The organism is Luteimonas cucumeris (assembly GCF_007830035.1).
Classification (GTDB): Bacteria; Pseudomonadota; Gammaproteobacteria; order Xanthomonadales; family Xanthomonadaceae; genus Luteimonas_C; species Luteimonas_C cucumeris.
Genome location: NZ_VLKN01000007.1, coordinates 134,276 through 151,603, shown reverse-complemented (window position 1 = coordinate 151,603; position 17,328 = coordinate 134,276). Strand labels below are relative to the sequence as shown.

Annotated in this window: 21 protein-coding genes; 12 read left to right on the top strand and 9 right to left on the bottom strand. The window is 66.5% G+C overall.

What is annotated here, in order from left to right; all coding sequences use genetic code 11:
• Window positions 1-35: 35 nt before the first annotated feature.
• Together aroB and IP90_RS14565 are read right to left on the bottom strand one after the other, a co-directional pair.
• Window positions 36-1,142, bottom strand: coding sequence for a 3-dehydroquinate synthase (gene aroB / locus IP90_RS14570; RefSeq protein WP_144900382.1), 1,107 nt, complete (start codon window positions 1,140-1,142; stop codon window positions 36-38).
• A complete protein-coding gene (locus IP90_RS14565; protein ID WP_144900381.1) occupies window positions 1,139-1,681 on the bottom strand; it encodes a shikimate kinase in 543 nt (180 codons plus the stop codon). The genes aroB and IP90_RS14565 overlap by 4 nt, the downstream gene beginning before the upstream one ends.
• Window positions 1,682-1,758: 77 nt before the next feature.
• On the opposite strand from IP90_RS14565, the gene IP90_RS14560 reads away from it, so the two are divergent.
• Entirely contained in the window at window positions 1,759-1,962 is a 204-nt protein-coding gene (locus tag IP90_RS14560; RefSeq protein WP_144900380.1) for a dodecin family protein, read from the top strand.
• 23 nt (window positions 1,963-1,985) lie between these two features.
• Here IP90_RS14560 and IP90_RS14555 read toward each other — a convergent pair whose 3' ends face one another.
• Window positions 1,986-2,801: a kinase gene (locus IP90_RS14555; RefSeq protein ID WP_144900379.1), complete on the bottom strand. Its 816-nt coding sequence runs from the start codon at window positions 2,799-2,801 to the stop codon at window positions 1,986-1,988.
• Between the two features lie 17 nt (window positions 2,802-2,818).
• Here IP90_RS14555 and pdxH point away from each other — a divergent pair, with 17 nt between their 5' ends.
• The 3 genes from pdxH (at window position 2,819) to IP90_RS14540 (ending at window position 4,822) form a co-directional block, all read left to right on the top strand.
• The gene (gene pdxH / locus IP90_RS14550; protein WP_144900378.1) at window positions 2,819-3,418 is read left to right on the top strand and encodes a pyridoxamine 5'-phosphate oxidase; all 600 of its coding nucleotides are present in this window, start codon (window positions 2,819-2,821) and stop codon (window positions 3,416-3,418) included.
• A 91-nt stretch (window positions 3,419-3,509) separates the two neighbouring features.
• Window positions 3,510-4,325 carry a cobalamin-binding protein gene (locus tag IP90_RS14545; protein WP_144900414.1) on the top strand — a complete coding sequence of 272 codons (816 nt, stop codon included), beginning with the start codon at window positions 3,510-3,512 and terminating at the stop codon, window positions 4,323-4,325.
• A gap of 101 nt (window positions 4,326-4,426) precedes the next feature.
• Window positions 4,427-4,822, top strand: coding sequence for a DoxX family protein (locus IP90_RS14540; RefSeq protein ID WP_144900377.1), 396 nt, complete (start codon window positions 4,427-4,429; stop codon window positions 4,820-4,822).
• Between the two features lie 170 nt (window positions 4,823-4,992).
• On the opposite strand, the gene IP90_RS14535 is transcribed toward IP90_RS14540, so the two are convergent.
• From IP90_RS14535 to IP90_RS14525, 3 genes are all read right to left on the bottom strand, one after another.
• Window positions 4,993-5,469 carry a DUF4426 domain-containing protein gene (locus IP90_RS14535; RefSeq protein WP_144900376.1) on the bottom strand — a complete coding sequence of 159 codons (477 nt, stop codon included), beginning with the start codon at window positions 5,467-5,469 and terminating at the stop codon, window positions 4,993-4,995.
• Between the two features lie 11 nt (window positions 5,470-5,480).
• Entirely contained in the window at window positions 5,481-6,344 is an 864-nt protein-coding gene (gene proC, locus IP90_RS14530; protein WP_144900375.1) for a pyrroline-5-carboxylate reductase, read from the bottom strand.
• Window positions 6,345-6,414: 70 nt separating this feature from the next.
• Window positions 6,415-7,131 carry a YggS family pyridoxal phosphate-dependent enzyme gene (locus IP90_RS14525; RefSeq protein WP_144900374.1) on the bottom strand — a complete coding sequence of 239 codons (717 nt, stop codon included), beginning with the start codon at window positions 7,129-7,131 and terminating at the stop codon, window positions 6,415-6,417.
• Between the two features lie 131 nt (window positions 7,132-7,262).
• Here IP90_RS14525 and IP90_RS14520 point away from each other — a divergent pair, with 131 nt between their 5' ends.
• The 4 genes from IP90_RS14520 (at window position 7,263) to IP90_RS14505 (ending at window position 11,276) form a co-directional block, all read left to right on the top strand.
• The gene (locus IP90_RS14520; RefSeq protein ID WP_144900373.1) at window positions 7,263-8,300 is read left to right on the top strand and encodes a type IV pilus twitching motility protein PilT; all 1,038 of its coding nucleotides are present in this window, start codon (window positions 7,263-7,265) and stop codon (window positions 8,298-8,300) included.
• A 138-nt stretch (window positions 8,301-8,438) separates the two neighbouring features.
• Window positions 8,439-9,569, top strand: coding sequence for a PilT/PilU family type 4a pilus ATPase (locus IP90_RS14515; protein ID WP_144900372.1), 1,131 nt, complete (start codon window positions 8,439-8,441; stop codon window positions 9,567-9,569).
• 132 nt (window positions 9,570-9,701) lie between these two features.
• Window positions 9,702-10,157: an FKBP-type peptidyl-prolyl cis-trans isomerase gene (locus IP90_RS14510; RefSeq protein WP_158635361.1), complete on the top strand. Its 456-nt coding sequence runs from the start codon at window positions 9,702-9,704 to the stop codon at window positions 10,155-10,157.
• A gap of 216 nt (window positions 10,158-10,373) precedes the next feature.
• Window positions 10,374-11,276 carry a cation diffusion facilitator family transporter gene (locus IP90_RS14505; RefSeq protein ID WP_144900370.1) on the top strand — a complete coding sequence of 301 codons (903 nt, stop codon included), beginning with the start codon at window positions 10,374-10,376 and terminating at the stop codon, window positions 11,274-11,276.
• A gap of 30 nt (window positions 11,277-11,306) precedes the next feature.
• Here the strand turns inward: IP90_RS14505 and IP90_RS14500 are convergent, their stop codons facing one another.
• The gene (locus tag IP90_RS14500) at window positions 11,307-11,840 is read right to left on the bottom strand and encodes a DNA-3-methyladenine glycosylase I (RefSeq protein ID WP_144900369.1); all 534 of its coding nucleotides are present in this window, start codon (window positions 11,838-11,840) and stop codon (window positions 11,307-11,309) included.
• Window positions 11,841-11,907: 67 nt separating this feature from the next.
• Between IP90_RS14500 and IP90_RS14495 the strand changes: the two genes are divergently transcribed.
• From IP90_RS14495 to IP90_RS14480, 4 genes are read left to right on the top strand one after another with little or no spacing between them, the layout of a single operon-like run.
• Window positions 11,908-12,687, top strand: coding sequence for a sterol desaturase family protein (locus IP90_RS14495; RefSeq protein ID WP_144900368.1), 780 nt, complete (start codon window positions 11,908-11,910; stop codon window positions 12,685-12,687).
• Between the two features lie 46 nt (window positions 12,688-12,733).
• Complete coding sequence (locus IP90_RS14490; RefSeq protein ID WP_144900367.1) at window positions 12,734-13,297, top strand: YqgE/AlgH family protein; 564 nt, start codon at window positions 12,734-12,736, stop codon at window positions 13,295-13,297.
• A complete protein-coding gene (gene ruvX, locus IP90_RS14485; protein ID WP_144900366.1) occupies window positions 13,290-13,757 on the top strand; it encodes a Holliday junction resolvase RuvX in 468 nt (155 codons plus the stop codon). The genes IP90_RS14490 and ruvX overlap by 8 nt, the downstream gene beginning before the upstream one ends.
• 60 nt (window positions 13,758-13,817) lie before the next feature.
• Complete coding sequence (locus tag IP90_RS14480) at window positions 13,818-14,753, top strand: aspartate carbamoyltransferase catalytic subunit (protein ID WP_425477124.1); 936 nt, start codon at window positions 13,818-13,820, stop codon at window positions 14,751-14,753.
• A gap of 168 nt (window positions 14,754-14,921) precedes the next feature.
• On the opposite strand, the gene mgtE is transcribed toward IP90_RS14480, so the two are convergent.
• Both mgtE and IP90_RS14470 read right to left on the bottom strand, forming a co-directional pair.
• On the bottom strand, window positions 14,922-16,283 hold the full coding sequence (gene mgtE / locus IP90_RS14475; protein ID WP_144900364.1) for a magnesium transporter: 1,362 nt from the start codon (window positions 16,281-16,283) through the stop codon (window positions 14,922-14,924).
• A 134-nt stretch (window positions 16,284-16,417) separates the two neighbouring features.
• Window positions 16,418-17,323, bottom strand: coding sequence for a 2OG-Fe(II) oxygenase (locus IP90_RS14470; protein ID WP_144900363.1), 906 nt, complete (start codon window positions 17,321-17,323; stop codon window positions 16,418-16,420).
• Window positions 17,324-17,328: the final 5 nt, after the last annotated feature.

Genomic DNA, 17,328 nt, shown 5'->3' with positions numbered 1-17,328 from the left:
TGGTGGCGTTTCGTGGTGGTGGGCCGGGGCCCACCTTACGAATCGCCGAGTACCGCAAGCACCGCGTCGTCGGCCACGCCGGCGATCATGCGCGCCGCGCCGATGCCGTCCCACAGCACGAAGCGCAGGCCGTTGGCATCGGCCTTCTTGTCCAGTCGCATGCGGGCCAGCAGGGCTTCGGCGTCGAGTCCGGCGGGGATCGCGACCGGCAATTCGAGGCGGGCGAGCAGGACTGCCAGCCGCTGCGCATCGGCGTCGCTCGCCAAGCCCAGTCGCGCGGACAGTTTCGCTGCCAGCACCATGCCGACGGCCACCGCCTCGCCGTGGTTGAGGCCGCCGAAACCCTGTTCGGCCTCGATCGCGTGGCCGAAGGTATGGCCGAAATTGAGCAGCGCGCGCTCGCCGTGTTCATAGGGATCGCGTTCGACGATCTGCGCCTTGTGCCGGCAGCTGCGCGCGACTGCTTCGGTCAGCGCGGCGTCGTCGCTGGCGAGCAGGGCTTCGGCGTGCGCTTCGATCCAATCCAGAAAAGCGGCGTCGCGGATCGCGCCGTACTTGGCCACTTCTGCCAATCCCGCGCGCAGTTCGCGCGGCGGCAGCGTCAGCAGCGCTTCGGTATCGGCGATCACCGCGCGCGGCGGATGGAACGCGCCCACCAGGTTCTTGCCCTGCGGCAGGTCGACCGCGGTTTTGCCGCCGACCGAGGAATCGACCATCGCCAGCAGCGTGGTCGGCACCTGCACGCAGTCGATCCCGCGCATCCAGCAGGCCGCGACGAAGCCGGCCAGGTCGCCGACCACGCCGCCGCCGAGCGCGATGATGCAGGCATCGCGGGTGGCGCCGATCGCGGCCAGTGCATCGATGGCCTCGGCGAACGTGGCCAGCGTCTTCGACGCTTCGCCGGCCGGCAGCACGTAAGCGTCGATGCGCAGGTCGTCGCGCACGCCACGCAGCGCATGCGCGACGCGTTTGGCGTACAGCGGCGCGACGTGGCTGTCGCTCAGCAGCAGCACGTGGCGACCGCGCACGCTGGCGGCGAGCAATGCGCCGTCGTCGAGCAGGCCAGGACCGATCGAGATCGCGTAGGGTCGCTCGCCCCCGACTTCGACGTTGGTGCGTTGCAGGTCTGCGATCGTGCTCATGCGGCGGCGATGTTCCGTTTCCAGTGCGTGGCAAGCAGCATCGCCAGCTGCGACGTCGCCTCGGCGGGCGACAGGCCGCGCGTATCGAAGCGCAGGTCCGCGGTTTTCGCATACAGCGGCTCGCGCGTCACGGCCATTTCGCGCAGCACCGCTTCGCGATCTGCGCGCTGCAGCAGCGGCCGGTTGGTGCAGCGCGCAAGCCGCTGCAGCTGGCCTTCGACGCCGACGTGCAGGTGCACCACGAAACCATGCCGGCGCATCAGCGCGCGGTTGCCGGGATCGAGCACGGCGCCGCCGCCAGTGGCGACCAGTGTGGCGTGCCCGGCCAGCAGCCGCGCCAGCGTTTCGCGTTCGCGTTCGCGGAAGCCGGCCTCGCCCTCGCAATCGAAGATCGTGGCGACGCTGACGCCGGTATGCACCTCGACCTCGCGGTCGGCATCGACGAAAGCCAGCGCGAAGCGCTCGGCCAGGCGTTTGCCGATCGAGGTCTTGCCGGCGCCCATCGGGCCGATCAGTACCAGGTTGGGAGCGGTTTCCATCCTCGCGATCTTAACAATGAGAGGCCTAAGGTGGCCGTTCTGGCGGCTTTGCCGCCCTGTTTCGAAGGAGAACGCGCATGTCCGTCGCCAAGGTCATCGAACTCAATGCGGCTTCCAAGACCAGCATGGAGGACGCGGTCAAGATCGGCCTGAAGAAGTGCTCGGAAACGGTGCAGGGCATCCAGGGCGCCTGGGTGAACGAGATCAAGGTGGTCACCGACGGATCCGGCAACGTGACCGAATGGCGGGTCAACCTGAAGGTCACCTTCCTGGTGCAGTAACGCATCAGGCGGGCGGCAACGCTTCACGACTGCGGACGGCGCTGCGCGTCCAGTGCGACGGTCCATTCCGCGATCGCCGGCAACGTCCGCCAGGCCTGCCGGCCGACGCGTTCGAAATGCTGCACGAAACGCTCGACCTGCACCCGGTTCATCGCCGGACGTGCGGGATCGGCGGCCTGCAGCGCGCATTCCTGCTGCCAGCGCCAGTCCGGCACCACATCGAAACCCGGGCCGTGCAGCAGCAACAGGCGATCGATGCGCTGCCAGAGCGCCGGATAGTCGCGTGCGAGCGCGGTATTGCAATGGCGTCGCCAGCGGCCGTCGCGATCCTCCTCGCGTTCCAGCGCATTGACGGGCGTGGCCAGTGCCTCGTCCATCTGCGGCGGCGTCTTCAGGAACCAGCCCTCGATGATCAGCAGGCGCTGTCCCGGATCCGACCCGGGCACGACTGGCCATTGCGAAGCCGGCAGGCGGTCATCGCCGAGCTTGTCGAAGCGCGGCAGGCGGCAGGCCTTGCCCGCGCGCAGCGCATCGACCAGTTCGCAGGCCAGCGCCACGTCGTGCGTGCCGGGTGGGCCGCGCGTGGCCAGCAGGGGATGCACGTCACGCGCCAGCTGCAGCCGCTCGCTGCGGGTCACGTAGACGTCGTCGATCGACAATACCGCCACTTGTATCCCGCGTGATCGCGCCAGCGCCGCAACCTGCGCCGACAGGGTCGACTTGCCGCTGCCCTGCAGGCCGGTGATGCCATGGACGCGGCTGTCGTGGGACAGGGCGTCGTCGAGTACGGCGGCCACGAAAGCGGGAGCGAAGCCGGCAGGATGCGCGTGCGGAGCCATCGCGCGACAATAGCGCAATGACCGACGACTGCTATGCCGAAGCCCTCGCCACCTTCGATCGCCTGTTCGACGAGGCCGCCGCTGCCGGCGAGCCGGACCGCACCGCGATGGTGGTCGCCACCGCCACGCTCACCGCGCGCCCTTCGGCGCGCACCGTGCTGCTGAAGGCGCACGACGCGCGCGGCTTCGTGTTCTACACGCACCTGGACGGGCGCAAGGGGCGCGAGCTGCAGGCCAATCCGCATGCGGCGCTGCTGTTCCACTGGCCGCGCGTGCGCCAGGGCGTGCAGGTGCGCGTCGAAGGGGCGGTGGAGATCGTCAACGACGCCGAGGCCGACGCCTATTTCGCATCGCGCCCGCGCGGCAGCCAGCTCGGCGCATGGGCGTCGAAACAGTCGGAAACCCTGGATTCGCGCGAGACCTTCGAACAGCGCCTGGCCCAGGTCGAGCAGGAGTTCGAAGGTCGCGATGTACCACGGCCACCGCGCTGGGGCGGCTTGCGGGTCAAGCCGGAGCGCATCGAGTTCTGGTACGGCGCCGACTACCGTCTGCACGAGCGCCAGTTCTACGAACGCGACATCGCCGGCAAATGGTCGCGGCGGATGTTGTTTCCGTGAACCCCGGGATTGGTGATTCGTGATTCGTGATTCGGCAAGAGCGGGCGGCGCGGTGCTGGACGAGAAGGGCGTTCGCCGTCCCGAATCACGAATCACCAATGACGAATCACGGCGCTTCGGGCCGAACCGCATCGTCTGCCTCACCGAAGAGCCCACCGAGGTGCTGTACGCGCTTGGCGAGCAGCATCGCATCGTCGGCATCAGCGGCTTCACGGTGCGACCGGCGATCGCGCGCAAAGAGAAGCCGAAAGTCAGCGCGTTCACCAGCGCGAAGATCGGCGAGATCCTGAAACTCAAGCCGGATTTCGTGATCGGCTTCTCCGACATCCAGGCCGATATCGCGGCCGAACTGATCCGTCATGGCATCGAGGTGTGGATCAGCAACCACCGCAGCGTCGACGGCATCATCGAGTACGTCCGCAGGCTCGGCGCGCTGGTCGGCGCCGCTGACAAGGCCAATGCGTATGCCGACGAATTGCGCCGCGGGCTCGACACGATCGAGCACGATGCGCGCGCGTTGCCGCGCCGGCCCAAGGTCTATTTCGAGGAGTGGGATGATCCGCTGATCAGCGGCATCCAGTGGGTGGCCGAACTGGTGCGCATCGCCGGCGGTGACGACGTGTTCCCGGAACGCGCCAGCGAGTCGCTGGCCAGGCAGCGCATCCTGGCCGATCCGGGCGAGGTGATCGACCGCGCGCCGGACATCATCCTCGGCTCGTGGTGCGGCAAGCGTTTCCGGCCTGAAAAAGTGGCGGCGCGTGCCGGCTGGCAATCCATTCCCGCGGTCCGCGACGGCGAGCTGCACGAGATCAAATCACCGATCATCCTGCAGCCCGGCCCGGCGGCGTTGACCGAGGGCTTACGCGAAATGGCGCGCATCATCCGCGCCTGGGCGCTGTCCCGGTAGCCCGGACAGGCGAAGTGCGCCGGGGATGGCGTGTGTCCCGGGTGCGCTTCGCATACCCGGGCTACGGTTATCATCCGGCATCGATCGATCAGGGGATGCCCATGAACCAGGCCGCACAGCAAGACCTCGGCAAACTCGTCCTGCGCGTGGCGCTGGGCGTGCTGATCCTGCTCCATGGCATCGCCAAGCTGCGCTTCGGCCTGGATCCGATCGCCGGCATGCTGCAGTCGCATGGGCTTCCGCATTACCTGGCCTATGGCGCGTTGGTCGGCGAGGTGCTGGCGCCGCTGCTGCTGATCCTGGGCTGGTATGCGCGCATCGGCGCCGCCCTGGTCGCGGTCAACATGCTGTTTGCCTTCGCGCTGGCGCACATGGGCCAGTTGACACAACTCAATGGCCAGGGCGGCTGGGCGCTGGAGCTGCAGGCGATGTTCCTCGCGTCCGCCGTGGCGTTGCTGCTGCTGGGGCCGGGCAAATATTCGCTCAACCAGCGTTGATTTCTGTAGCTTGCGCCTTTCGTAGCGTGCGCTATGCGCACGATGAAGGCTGGGCGATGCGATTCGTGCGCGCAGCGCACGCTACGCATGTGAAGCGCGGAGCAGGCTCCGCTCTGCACGCGTCGTAGGACGGCTGCATCCTCGATACCCGTACCGGGCCTGGGCCCGGCCTACCGAGCGAAGAACTCGCGATTGAAGCGTAGCGTCGAGCGGGCGCCATCCTCGCGCACGACGTCGACTTCGAAGCGCAGCGTTTCCGGCAGCGTGGTGTCGACGGTTCCCACGTAGTCGAGCAGTTCCCCGGTGCGCTGTTCGCGCATCGGAATGTCGCGGCGGCCGCCGGTCAGGCCGGTTGCGCTGGCCGTCACCCGTGCCGGTACGCTGGTTTCCGCGGTGCCCTGGCCCTTGCGTACCGCGACCAGCAGCATCACGGTGCGGTCGTCGCGGGCGATGTCGTACCGGCGCGCGATCGCTTCGTTGAGGCTGGAGGTCTGCAATGCGCTGGCGCGGATGGTGACGTCGCCGATGGTCGCCATCGCCTCGCCGCTGTCCGCGGCAATGGCGGCGGGCGCCGGTGGTGGCGAGCCGCCACATGCGGTCAGCATCAATGCGGCAATGAGGCAGGTGCCGGGAAGCAGCGGTTTCATCGTGTCACCTCTCAGTCGTTGGCGGCGGACAATTGCCGGCCACGTTCGGTCGCTTGTGCGATGGCCTTGGCGACCAGTTCGCGAAAGCCGCCGGCTTCGAAAGTCTCGATCGCCGCCTGCGTGGTACCGCCGGGCGAGGTCACGCGACGGCGCAGTTCGGCGGGCGGCGCATCCGATTCGACCAGCATGCGCGCGGCGCCGAGCACGGTCTGCAGTACCAGCGCGCGCGCCGCGTCGTCGGGCAATCCCTGTTCGCGCGCGGCCGATTCCATCGCTTCGGCCAGCAGGAAGACGTAGGCCGGACCGCTGCCGGAAACGGCAGTGACGGCGTCCATCAGCGCCTCGTCGTCGATCCACACCGTCCTGCCGGCGCTGGCCAGCAAGGACTCGGCTTGCGCGCGCCAGTCCGCAGTCACCTGCGCATTGGCGAACAGGCCAGTGACGCCGGCACCCAGGAGGGCCGGTGTATTCGGCATGCAGCGCACCACGGCGATGCCACCGCCAAGCCAGCGATCGATTTGCGCGGCGGTGATGCCGGCGGCGATCGACACGACCAGGGGCCGTGCCGTCCTCGCCGGCAGCGCCAGGTTCTCGCACACCGAACGCATCACCTGCGGCTTGACCGCGAACACCCAGGTGCCGGCGCCAGCGACCGCATCGATGCTGTCGCCGAACACGGCCACGCCACAATCATGCGCCAACGCCTCGCGCAGCTCCGGCACCGGTTCGGCGACGCGCACGGCGCTGGCGGGCGTGCCGCTGGCGATCAGTCCGCCGATCAGGCTGCGCGCCATGTTGCCGCCGCCGATGAAGGCGATGCTGCCCGGGGAGCCGGGAGTCAGGAATGGAGGATCGGGGATCGGAGGAGCAATCATCGGCAACTGGACACAATGCGCATGAAGCCGGGATGGTAGGACATTCCTGCGCGAGGGATGGACGCTTCCATCACGATGTCTGGGGCTTCGCCTGATTCCCCATTTCCGATTCCCGGCGTTCTCGTCGCCCGAACAGGCCGGTACCCACCCGCACCATCGTCGCGCCTTCCTCGATCGCGATGGCATGGTCGTCGCTCATCCCCATCGACAGCGTGTCGACCTGTGGATGCTGGCCGGCCAGATCGTCGAACAACGACCTCATGCGCCGGAAGGCGATGCGTCGACGCTGGAGATCGGGATCGGGTGCGGGAATCGCCATCAGGCCGCGCAGGGCCAGGCGCGGCTGCGCGACGATGGCGCCAGCCAGCGCCGGCACGTCATCCGGACGGCAACCGTGCTTGCTGGTCTCGTCGTCGATGTTGACCTGGATCAGCACGTTCAGCGGAGGTCGCGACGTTGCGCGCGCGGTGGCCAGCAGCGGCACGAGTTTTTCCCGGTCCAGCGTCTGCACCCAGTCGAAGGCAGTTGCCGCGATGGCCGCCTTGTTCGACTGCAGGTGCCCGATCAGGTGCCACTCCAGCGCATCGTCGTTCAGGCTTTTCTGCTTGGCGAGGGCCTCCTGCACGTAGTTCTCGCCGAAGGCGCGCTGGCCCGCTGCCGCCAGTTCTGCGACCGCGGTCGCAGCTTGTGTCTTGCTCACCGCGAGCAGCCGCGGCACTGGCCGCGCCGCGTCGCGCGCCGCGTTTTCAAGTCTTTGCAGGACTTCGTGCAAGGTGTCGGAAAGCACGTCGGGGCATCCGTCGGGAGTTCCGGTTGACGGCCGGATTTGAGCGCTATACTGCCTGCGGGGACACCAATCGTTCCAGTCGCGACACCGTCGCGGCGGGGGCTTCACAACGCCGCTCGGGGAAGCTGCGCATGGATATTGCGGAACTACTGGCCTTTTCGGTCAAGAACAAAGCGTCCGACCTGCATCTGTCGGCGGGCTTGCCGCCGATGATCCGCGTCGATGGCGACGTGCGCCGGATCAACATTCCCGCACTCGACCACAAGCAGGTGCACGCACTGGTCTACGACATCATGTCGGACAAGCAGCGTCGCGACTACGAGGAATTCCTCGAGGTCGACTTCTCGTTCGAGATTCCCAGCCTGGCGCGTTTCCGCGTCAATGCGTTCAACCAGAACCGCGGTGCCGGCGCTGTGTTCCGCACCATTCCGTCGGAAGTGCTGACGCTGGAGGACCTGGGCTGCCCGAAGATCTTCCGGGATCTGATCGACCAGCCGCAGGGCCTGATCCTGGTGACCGGTCCGACCGGTTCGGGCAAGTCGACCACGCTGGCGGCGATGCTCGACCACGTCAACAAGAACGAGTACGGCCACATCCTCTCGGTCGAGGATCCGATCGAATTCGTTCACACCTCGCAGAAGTGCCTGATCAACCAGCGTGAAGTGCATCGCGACACGCACGGCTTCAACGAGGCGCTGCGGTCGGCGCTGCGCGAAGACCCGGATTACATCCTGGTCGGCGAAATGCGCGACATCGAAACCATCCGCCTGGCGCTGACCGCCGCGGAAACCGGCCACCTGGTGTTCGCCACGCTGCACACCAGCTCGGCGGCCAAGACCATCGACCGCATCATCGACGTGTTCCCCGCCGGCGAAAAGCCGATGGTGCGCTCGATGCTGTCTGAATCGCTGCGCGCGGTGATCAGCCAGGCGCTGCTGAAGAAGACCGGCGGCGGCCGCACCGCGGCCTGGGAAATCATGGTCGGCATCCCCGCCATCCGCAACCTGATCCGCGAGGACAAGGTCGCGCAGATGTATTCGGCGATCCAGACCGGCCAGCAGTACGGAATGATGACGCTCGACCAGCATCTGCAGGACCTGGTCAAGCGCGGCATGGTCACCCGCCACCAGGCGAAAGACTATGCGAAGGACAAGCGGCTGTTCGAGTGAAATCGGGATTCGTGATTTGTTATTCGTGATTAGTCAAAGCCGGGGTTCGTAAAGGTGAAACCTGATTCGCTTGCGTGAGGCGTTGCCTTTTGCGAATCACCAATCACAATCACGAATCACGGCTCCGCAGGAGCCACCATGAGCACCATCGATTTCACTTCCTTCCTCAAGCTGATGGCGCACCAGAAGGCGTCGGACCTGTTCATCACCGCCGGCATGCCGCCGTCGATGAAGGTCAACGGCAAGATCGCGCCGATCACGCAGAATCCGCTGACGCCGCAGCAGAGCCGCGACCTGGTGCTGAACGTGATGTCGCCGCCGCAGCGCGAGGAGTTCGAGAAGACGCACGAATGCAACTTCGCGATCGGCCTGTCCGGTGTCGGCCGCTTCCGCGTCAGTGCGTTCTACCAGCGCAACCAGGTCGGCATGGTGCTGCGCCGGATCGAGACCAAGATTCCGACCGTCGAGGAACTGAACCTGCCGCCGGTGATCAAGACGCTGGCGATGACCAAGCGCGGCATCATCATCTTCGTCGGCGCCACCGGCACCGGCAAGACCACCTCGCTTGCGGCGATGATCGGCTACCGCAACGCCAACTCGACCGGCCACATCATCACCATCGAGGACCCGATCGAGTTCGTGCACAAGCACGAGGGCTGCATCATCACTCAGCGCGAGGTCGGCATCGACACCGACAACTGGGAAAACGCGCTGAAGAACACGCTGCGCCAGGCGCCGGACGTGATCATGATCGGCGAGGTGCGCACCCGCGAGGGTATGGACCACGCCATCGCCTTCGCCGAAACCGGCCATCTGGTGCTTTGCACGCTGCACGCGAACAACGCCAACCAGGCGATGGACCGCATGATCAACTTCTTCCCTGAAGACCGTCGCAGCCAGCTGCTGATGGACCTGTCGCTGAACCTAAAGGGCGTGGTCGCGCAGCAGCTGCTGCCGACCGTCGACGGCAAGAGCCGGCGCGTGGCGATGGAAATCATGCTGGGCACGCCGCTGGTGCAGGACTACATCCGCGACGGCGAGATCCACAAGCTCAAGGAAGTGATGAAGGAATCCACCAACCTCGGCATGAAGACCTTCGACCAGAGCCTGTTCGAGCTGTACCAGGCCGGCGAGATCAGCTACGAGGACGCGCTGCGCTACGCTGACTCGGCCAACGAGGTGCGACTTAAGATCAAGCTTGCACAAGGTGGCGACGCGCGCACGCTGGCGCAGGGCATGGACGGCGTGGAAGTCGCCGAGGTGCGTTGATCCGGATGTGACGCGGGTCGTGAAAGCCGGGCTGGTCCCGGCTTTTTCATGTCCGCGCCAAGCGGTAGCCTAGGGTCCGACGCGCGCCGGAGCATGATCCGACGCCGTCGTCCCCCGCCGCATGGAGCCGTCATGGAAATCGCAGATCGCCGCATCGCCACGATCCACTTCACCTTGTTCGACCATCAGGGCGAACAGATCGGCAGTACCCACGGCCACGATCCGCTGGTGCACATGTATGGCACCGGCGGCATCGTGCCTGGCCTGGAGAAGACGCTGCCGGGAAAGAAGGCGGGCGACCGCTATGAAGTCGAGGTCGTGCCCGAGGAAGGTTTCGGGCCGCATCATCCGGAGCTCGTGCAGACCGTGCCGCGCACGCTGCTCGGCAGCGCCACGACGCCCGTCGTTGGCGCCAGGCTGCTCGCGCAGACCGCCAAAGGCCCGCTCGACGTGAGGGTCATCGCCATCGACGGCGATACGATCACCGTTGATGGCAACCACCCGCTGGCCGGCAAGCCGTTCCGGCTGGAAGTGGAGGTGCTCGATGTGCGCGTGCCGACTGCGGAGGAATTGCAGTTCGGGCCCTGAGCCGGAGTGCTGCATTGCGTATCGGGTGCCGAGCCCGGAATGCCGATGTTCAGGCGGTCAAGCGGCATCGTCGTCCGGCGCCCGCGACGACGGGAAATGCGAACGCGCACTGTCGCCTTTCTGGCCTAGAATCGGACAGCTGCGCGCGGATTCGTTCAGGCTGTGATGCGCGACGTGCCAAGGCCTTGCGCGGCGATGGCGCCGTCCGGAGGGAACATGGATACGACGCGGGAACAGGCGCTGCTCAAGTTTTCGATCCGGGTGACGATGCTGGTGTGCATCATCGCCATCACCGCGGGCGTGGTGTCGGGATCGCAGGCGATCATTTTCGACGGCATCTACAGCCTGCTCGACGTGGTGCTGACGCTGTTGTCGCTGGCAGTGTCGCGCCTTGTCGCCAGCGAAGGAAGCCACCGCTTCCAGTATGGGTATTGGCACCTGGAGCCGATGGTCGAGGCCCTCGGCAGCGCGATCCTCAGCCTGATCTGCATCTACGCGGTGATCAATGCGGCCCGGACCCTGCTGGCCGGCGGCAGCGAGATTTCCTTCGGCATGGGCGCGTTATGGATCGGCGTGATCTCGGCGATCGATTTCGCCATGGCGATCTACATCCGCCGGCAGGCCCGGACGATGGAATCGGGGCTGCTGGATCTGGATGCGCGCGCCTGGTTGCTGACTGGCCTGTTGAGCGTGGCGGTGTTCATCAGTTTCCTGTTCGCGCTGTTGCTGGATGGTGTCGGTTATGCGCACCTGACGCGTTTCGTCGATCCGCTGGTGCTGTTGGTGGTCGGTATCGGCATGCTACCGTCGCCGTTGCGCGCCGCCTGGCGTGCCATGCGCGAAGTGCTGCAGGTGGCGCCGGATGAGCTCGACCGGCAGGTGCAGCAGGTGATGGCCGCTTTCGTCGCCCAGCATGGCTTCCTCGGTTTCACCAGCCACGTCGCCAAGGTCGGGCGGGCGCGTTTCGTCGAGGTCCACGTGCTGACGGCGCCGGACTATTCGCCCGGTACCATCGGTGAGGTCGACCGCATGCGCGACGGCATCGCCGACCAGCTGGACGCGCATGTGCCGCAATTCTGGCTGACCATCGACTTCACCGCCGATCCCGACTGGACATGAGCGGCGGCGGCGGATGACGCGTCGCCATGCCTACGCCATCCATCCGGGCTTGAGCCGGACGATGCGCTTCATCGCCGGACAGTCGGCGCGATGCGCGCCGGGCAGGTAGCCCAAGCTCATCAGGAATTCGCCTGTGATTTCGCCACCGGTGAAGCGGAATGTCTTCTTGAACAGCTTTACCCACTCTGCTTTCGACAACGGGTGCTGCGCATCCAGCCACGCGGCGAAGCCGCCATGGGTGGCGCGCAACTGCTGGACGACCTTTGCGTTGTGGATCGCGGCGTCGACCTTGAGCCGATTGCGGATGATGCCGACATCGCCAAGCAGCCGTTCGCGATCCTGTTCGCCGTAGCCGGCAACGCGGTCGACGTCGAAACCATGGTAGGCGCGACGGAAACCGTCGCGTTTCCTCAGGATCGTTTCCCAGCTCAGGCCGGCCTGGTTGATCTCCAGCACCAGTCGCTCGAACAGGACCGCCTCGTCGTGTTGCGGAAAGCCGTATTCGGTGTCGTGATAGGGCCCGTGGATCGGGTGGCCTGGGGCGATATCGCAGTATCCGGACATGGCGCCATGGTAGCGCTAGCAAGCGCAGCGCAACCGCGGCGCGGATCGGTGTGACAGGATATTGGTCATGGCCCCGAGTCAAACCTTCGTCGCGCTTGGCAGCGGCTTCGCATCCGCGAGTGCCTGGGCCGCGATGGCCTGGGGCCTGGCCTTCTTCGCCGCGATCTATGTGCTGCTGTGCGGCGGCAACTGGCTGCTGACGCGGCACCTGCTGCCGGCCCTGCGCATCGGCCGGCGCATCGATCCGGAGCCGTTGCGCGACGGGCAGATCCGTTACGAACTGTTGCTGTCGGCGCTGTCCATCCTGATCTTCGGCATTGGCACGATCCTGCCCTGGGCTTTCCTGCAGCTGGGATGGGCGCGGCTCGCCAGCGATCCCGGGCCGGTCCAGGTCGCGGTCGAGATGCTCGCGCTGCTGGTCTGGAACGACATCCACTTCTATGCCAACCATCGCCTGCTGCATACCCGCTGGCTGCGGCGGTTCCATGTCCAGCACCACCGCTCGCTGGTGACCACGCCGTTCTCGACCTACAGCTTCCATCCGCTGGAAGCGATCCTGCTCGGCAATGTGATCCTGCTGCCGATGCTGCTGCACGACTTCAGCTTTGCCGCCCTGCTGTCGTTGCCGGTGATGAGCCTGTTGCTGAACAACCTGGGTCATTCCAATTACGACTTCGCGCCGGCAGCCGGCCACGATCACTGGTTGTCGGCCAGCCGCCGCCACCACCTGCACCACACCCGTTACCACGGCAACTACGGATTCCTGTTCAATTTCATGGACGGCTGGTTCGGCACGCGCCTGCCGGAAGAACCACCGCCGACAACGGCGGGCACGGCCCCGGAGTGACCGCCGCATGGGCGGGCCGGCCATGCGACGCTGCTAGAATGGCGCCATGTCGGACGACACGATGCAACTCGCCAACCAGGTGCTGATCGCGCTGCCGGCGTTGGCCGATCCCAACTTCGCGCGCGCCGTGGCGCTGATCTGCCAGCACGACGACGATGGCGCGATGGGCGTGCTGCTCAACCGCGCTTCCGAATACACGCTGGGCGACGTGCTGGCGCAGATGCAGATCGAGACCGACGACGAATCGCTGCGCAACCAGATCGTGCTGGCCGGTGGCCCGGTGCATCCGGAGCGCGGTTTCGTGCTGCACGACGGCGGCGACTGGGACTCGACCCTGGCGATCACCGACAACCTGCGCCTGACCACTTCGCGCGACATCCTCGAGGCGATGGCCAAGGGGCAGGGGCCGGAACAGGTGATCGTCGCGCTGGGATGCGCCGGCTGGGGTGCCGGTCAACTGGAACACGAGATCGGGGAGAACAGCTGGCTGACCGCACCGGCCGACGCCGAACTGCTGTTCGACCTGCCGCTGGACGAACGCTGGCAGGCAGCGGCCGGGCGCATCGGCGTGGACATGTCGCGGATGGCGGACTATGCCGGGCATGCCTGACGCGACCCTGATCAAGCGCGATGGCACGGTGCTGGGCTTCGACGTCGGCGCGCGCCGGATCGGCGTGGCCGTCGGCAGCGCGTTCGGCCACGGCGCACGCGCGCTGGCGGTGATCGACGTGCATGCCAACGGACCGGACTGGAACGCGATCGACAAACTGCACAAGGAATGGCGGCCGGATGGCCTGGTGGTCGGCGACCCGATGACCCTCGACGGTGGCGACCAGCCAATCCGGCAACGCGCGCGCCAGTTCGCGCAGATCTTGCGCACGCGTTATGCATTGCCGGTGGTGATGGTGGACGAGCGCACCAGTTCGATCGAGGCCGCGCAGCGGTTCGCGTCCGACCGCGCCGAAGGCCGCAAGCGCCGGCGCGATGCGGCGGCGCTGGATGCGGTGGCGGCGGCGGTGATCGTCGAGCGCTGGCTGGCATCGCCGCAGGATGGGATGGTCGTTCCCTGATTCGTTTTTCCTCCTTTCCGACGGGACGGGAGCTCCACTCGCGCACGGATCTGATTGACGATGAACCAAGTCGATGAAAGCGGCCGCCTGCGCCACCTGCTGACGCTCGAAGGGCTGCCGCGGGAAACGCTGCTGCACCTGCTGGACCACGCCCAGGCCATTGTCGAGGACGGCGCCGATCGCTCCCTGCTGGCCGGCACTGCGGTGTGCACGCTGTTCTTCGAACCGTCCACGCGCACGCGGCTGAGCTTCCAGCGCGCCGTGCAGCGACTTGGCGGCGACGTGCTGAATTTCGACGCGGCCACCTCGTCCACTACCAAGGGCGAGACCGCGCGCGACACCTTGAAGAACGTCGAGGCGATGGGCGTGCGCGGTTTCGTGGTGCGGCATCCGCAGGACGGCGCAGTAGCGGAGCTGGCGGGGGACGTCGACACCGGTACCGCGCTGGTCAATGCCGGCGATGGCCGCCATGCGCATCCAACCCAGGGCCTGCTCGACATGCTGACCCTGCGTCAGGTCAAGGGCGGCAATTTCCAGGGCTTGAAATTCCTCATCGTCGGCGACGTGAAGCACTCGCGCGTGGCGCGATCGGACCTGCATGCGCTGCGCACGCTTGGCGCTGGCGAAATCCGCATCTGCGCACCTGACGCGCTGCTGCCGCAGGGCGGCACGCTGGCCGGCTGCACGGTCACACAGGATTTCGACGCGGCGCTCGACGGCGTCGATGCGGTGATGATGCTGCGCCTGCAACGCGAGCGCATGGAAGAGGGACTGGTGGCATCGCTGGACGATTACCACCGCGACTACGGCCTGAGCGCCACACGCCTGCGCCGTGCGGCTGCCGATGCCGTGGTGCTGCATCCGGGCCCGATGAACCGCGGCGTGGAGATCGACGACGACGTCGCCGATGGCCGGCAGTCGCTGATCCTGAAGCAGGTATCGAACGGCGTGGCCGTGCGGATGGCGGTGCTGGCCGCCTTGCTGGGCCGATCGTAGCGGGAGGTTTTACCGTACGGAAGGTGAGAATCGGCGCCGCCAGCGGCGATCACTTCCGCACCTGTAGCGCGCACTCTGCGCGCGGACCGAGGCCTGTCAAATCACATCGTGTGCGCAGCGCACGCTACGCCGGCCGAACAGGCGTGACTCCACGAAAGAGTTTCCGAGTTACTTCAACAGGATCAGCGTCGCCAGTCCGAGGAATGAGAGGAAACCGAGCGTGTCGGTCATCGCGGTCAGGATGACGCCGCCGGCGAGGGCCGGATCGAGGTTCATGCGCTTGAGCGTGAGCGGTGCCAATACGCCGGTCAGCGCAGCGACGCAGAAGTTGAGCGTCAGCGCGCTGCCGATCACCAGGCCCAGGCGTGGATCGTGGAACCACGCCCAGGCGACGCTGCCGACCACGGTGCCGAGCAGCAGGCCGTTGAGCAGCGCGACGCGGATTTCCTTCCACAGCAGCGTGCGCACGTTCGAGGCGCCGACCTGGCCCAGCGCCAGGCCACGCACCATCAGCGCCAGTACCTGGGTGCCGGCGTTGCCGCCCATGCCCGCGACGATCGGCATCAGCACCGCCAGCGCGACGATCTTCTCTATGGTGGCCTCGAACTGCCCGACCACGCTGGACGCGATGAACGCGGTGACCATGTTGACCGCCAGCCATACCACGCGCCGGCGCACCGCGCGCGGTACCGGACTGAACATGTCGTCGTCTTCGTCCAGGCCGGCGGCGCTCAACGCCTGGTGTTCGGCCTGGTCGCGGATGATGTCGACCACGTCGTCGATGGTGATGCGGCCGAGCAGGATGTTGTTGTCGTCCACCACGGGCGCACTGAGCCAGTCGTGGTCGGAGAACTGGCGCGCGACTTCGTTGGCGGACTCGTCGACGTCGATCGCCGCCTGCTCGTCGTCGATCAGCTTGTTGATCGGCGTGCCGGGCTCGTGGGTAAGCAGCGCGGCCAGTGCGATGCGGCCGATGTACTGGTGGCGACGGCTGACCACGTAGAGGTGGTCGGTGTGCTCGGGCAGTTCGCCACGCAGACGCAAGTAACGTAGCACCACGTCGACGGTGGTGTCGGCGCGCACCGTCACCACGTCCGGATTCATCAGGCGACCGGCGGTGTCCTCGTCGTAGGACAGCACCTGTTCCAGGCGCTCGCGGTTCTCGCGGTCCATCGACTTGAGCACTTCGTCGATGACCGTGTCGGGCAGGTCCTCGACCAGGTCGGCGAGGTCGTCGATGTCGAGATCCTCGACGGCGGCCACGATCTCGTCCGGATCCATGTCGGCGAGCAGGCTTTCGCGTACCTCGTCGCCGACGTGGACCAGCACTTCACCGTCGTCCTCGGCATCGACCAGGCCCCACACCACTTCGCGCTTGCCCGGCGGCAGCGATTCGAGCAGGTTGCCGATTTCCGCAGGCGACAAGGTGTTGACCAGCCGGCGCACGGGACCGAGCCGGCCGCTGTCCAGTGCATCGGACAGCAGTCGCAGCTGGCGCGCGGTCTTGTCGTGGCGGACGGCTTCGGCCATTCGGGGCTTCCCGGCTTCAAAAGAAGCGTGGCGCGTCGCACCACGAGGGCGCGACAGGATCAGGCTTTCATGCGTGCATTATCGCCGGGAATGGCGAATCGGCAATCATCGGTGGGCGATGCGGAGGCGCGCACTCATCGTCGCGCGCGAAAATAGGCGCGCTTGGCCAGGTACAGGATCCGCCCGAGGGCACCGCGATCGCGCGCCGCGGTCAGCTCGTGCAGTTCGCGATACAGGCGTTGTATGTGATGGTCGCGACGGGACAACAGCGCCTGCAGTTCCTGCATGTCGCCGTCGTCGAGCACGTGTCCGGCGCGCAGGTGCTCGGGCAGGGGCCGGTCGATGTAGACCGTGGTGTGTTTGCCGACCGTTTCTTCTTCGGGCCGGTCGCGGGTGTAGAAATACAGTGCCACGGACTTGCGGGTCAGCGATTGCCGGTCTTCCGGCATTCGGATCTCGGGAAATCCGTGCCAGCTGACCTCGTTGGTTTCGAAGATCACCGCACGGTTGAAGACCGGCGCGATGGAAGAGGTACGGTTGTCGTCGCGACGGGGATCGCTGTGCAGTTGCAATTGCCCGCCCCAGCTGTCCTGCCATTCCGGATTTAGATAGACGATCAGGTTCAGCCGCCGGTGCCATTCGTCGACCGGGTGGTAGTTGAAGTCGACGTGGGCATCCAGGCTTTGCCCGCTGCGGTTGCTGTGGGTACCGCCGCCCAGGTAGTAGGGGTCGTAAAGCAGTTCGGGGATGCCGGTGATGCGCTCGATCAGGCCGAGGAATTCGCGGCCCTGGATGACGTCATCCATCTGCTGGTAGGCCGGCCCCAGCTTGCGCACCGACTCGACCACGGACTTCCCGCCTTTCTGCCGGTATTCGTTGTTGCTGTTGCCGCGCTCGAAGTCAGGGAACTGCGCAAGCAGGGCGTCGGCGAAACCGGCGTCCAGGAAGTCATCGATCACGATGTGCCGGAACGGCTGCGCCCCGCAGAAGCGCGCACGCAGGTTGTCGACGTCGGACAGGACTTGCGGGGAAACGATCATGGGCG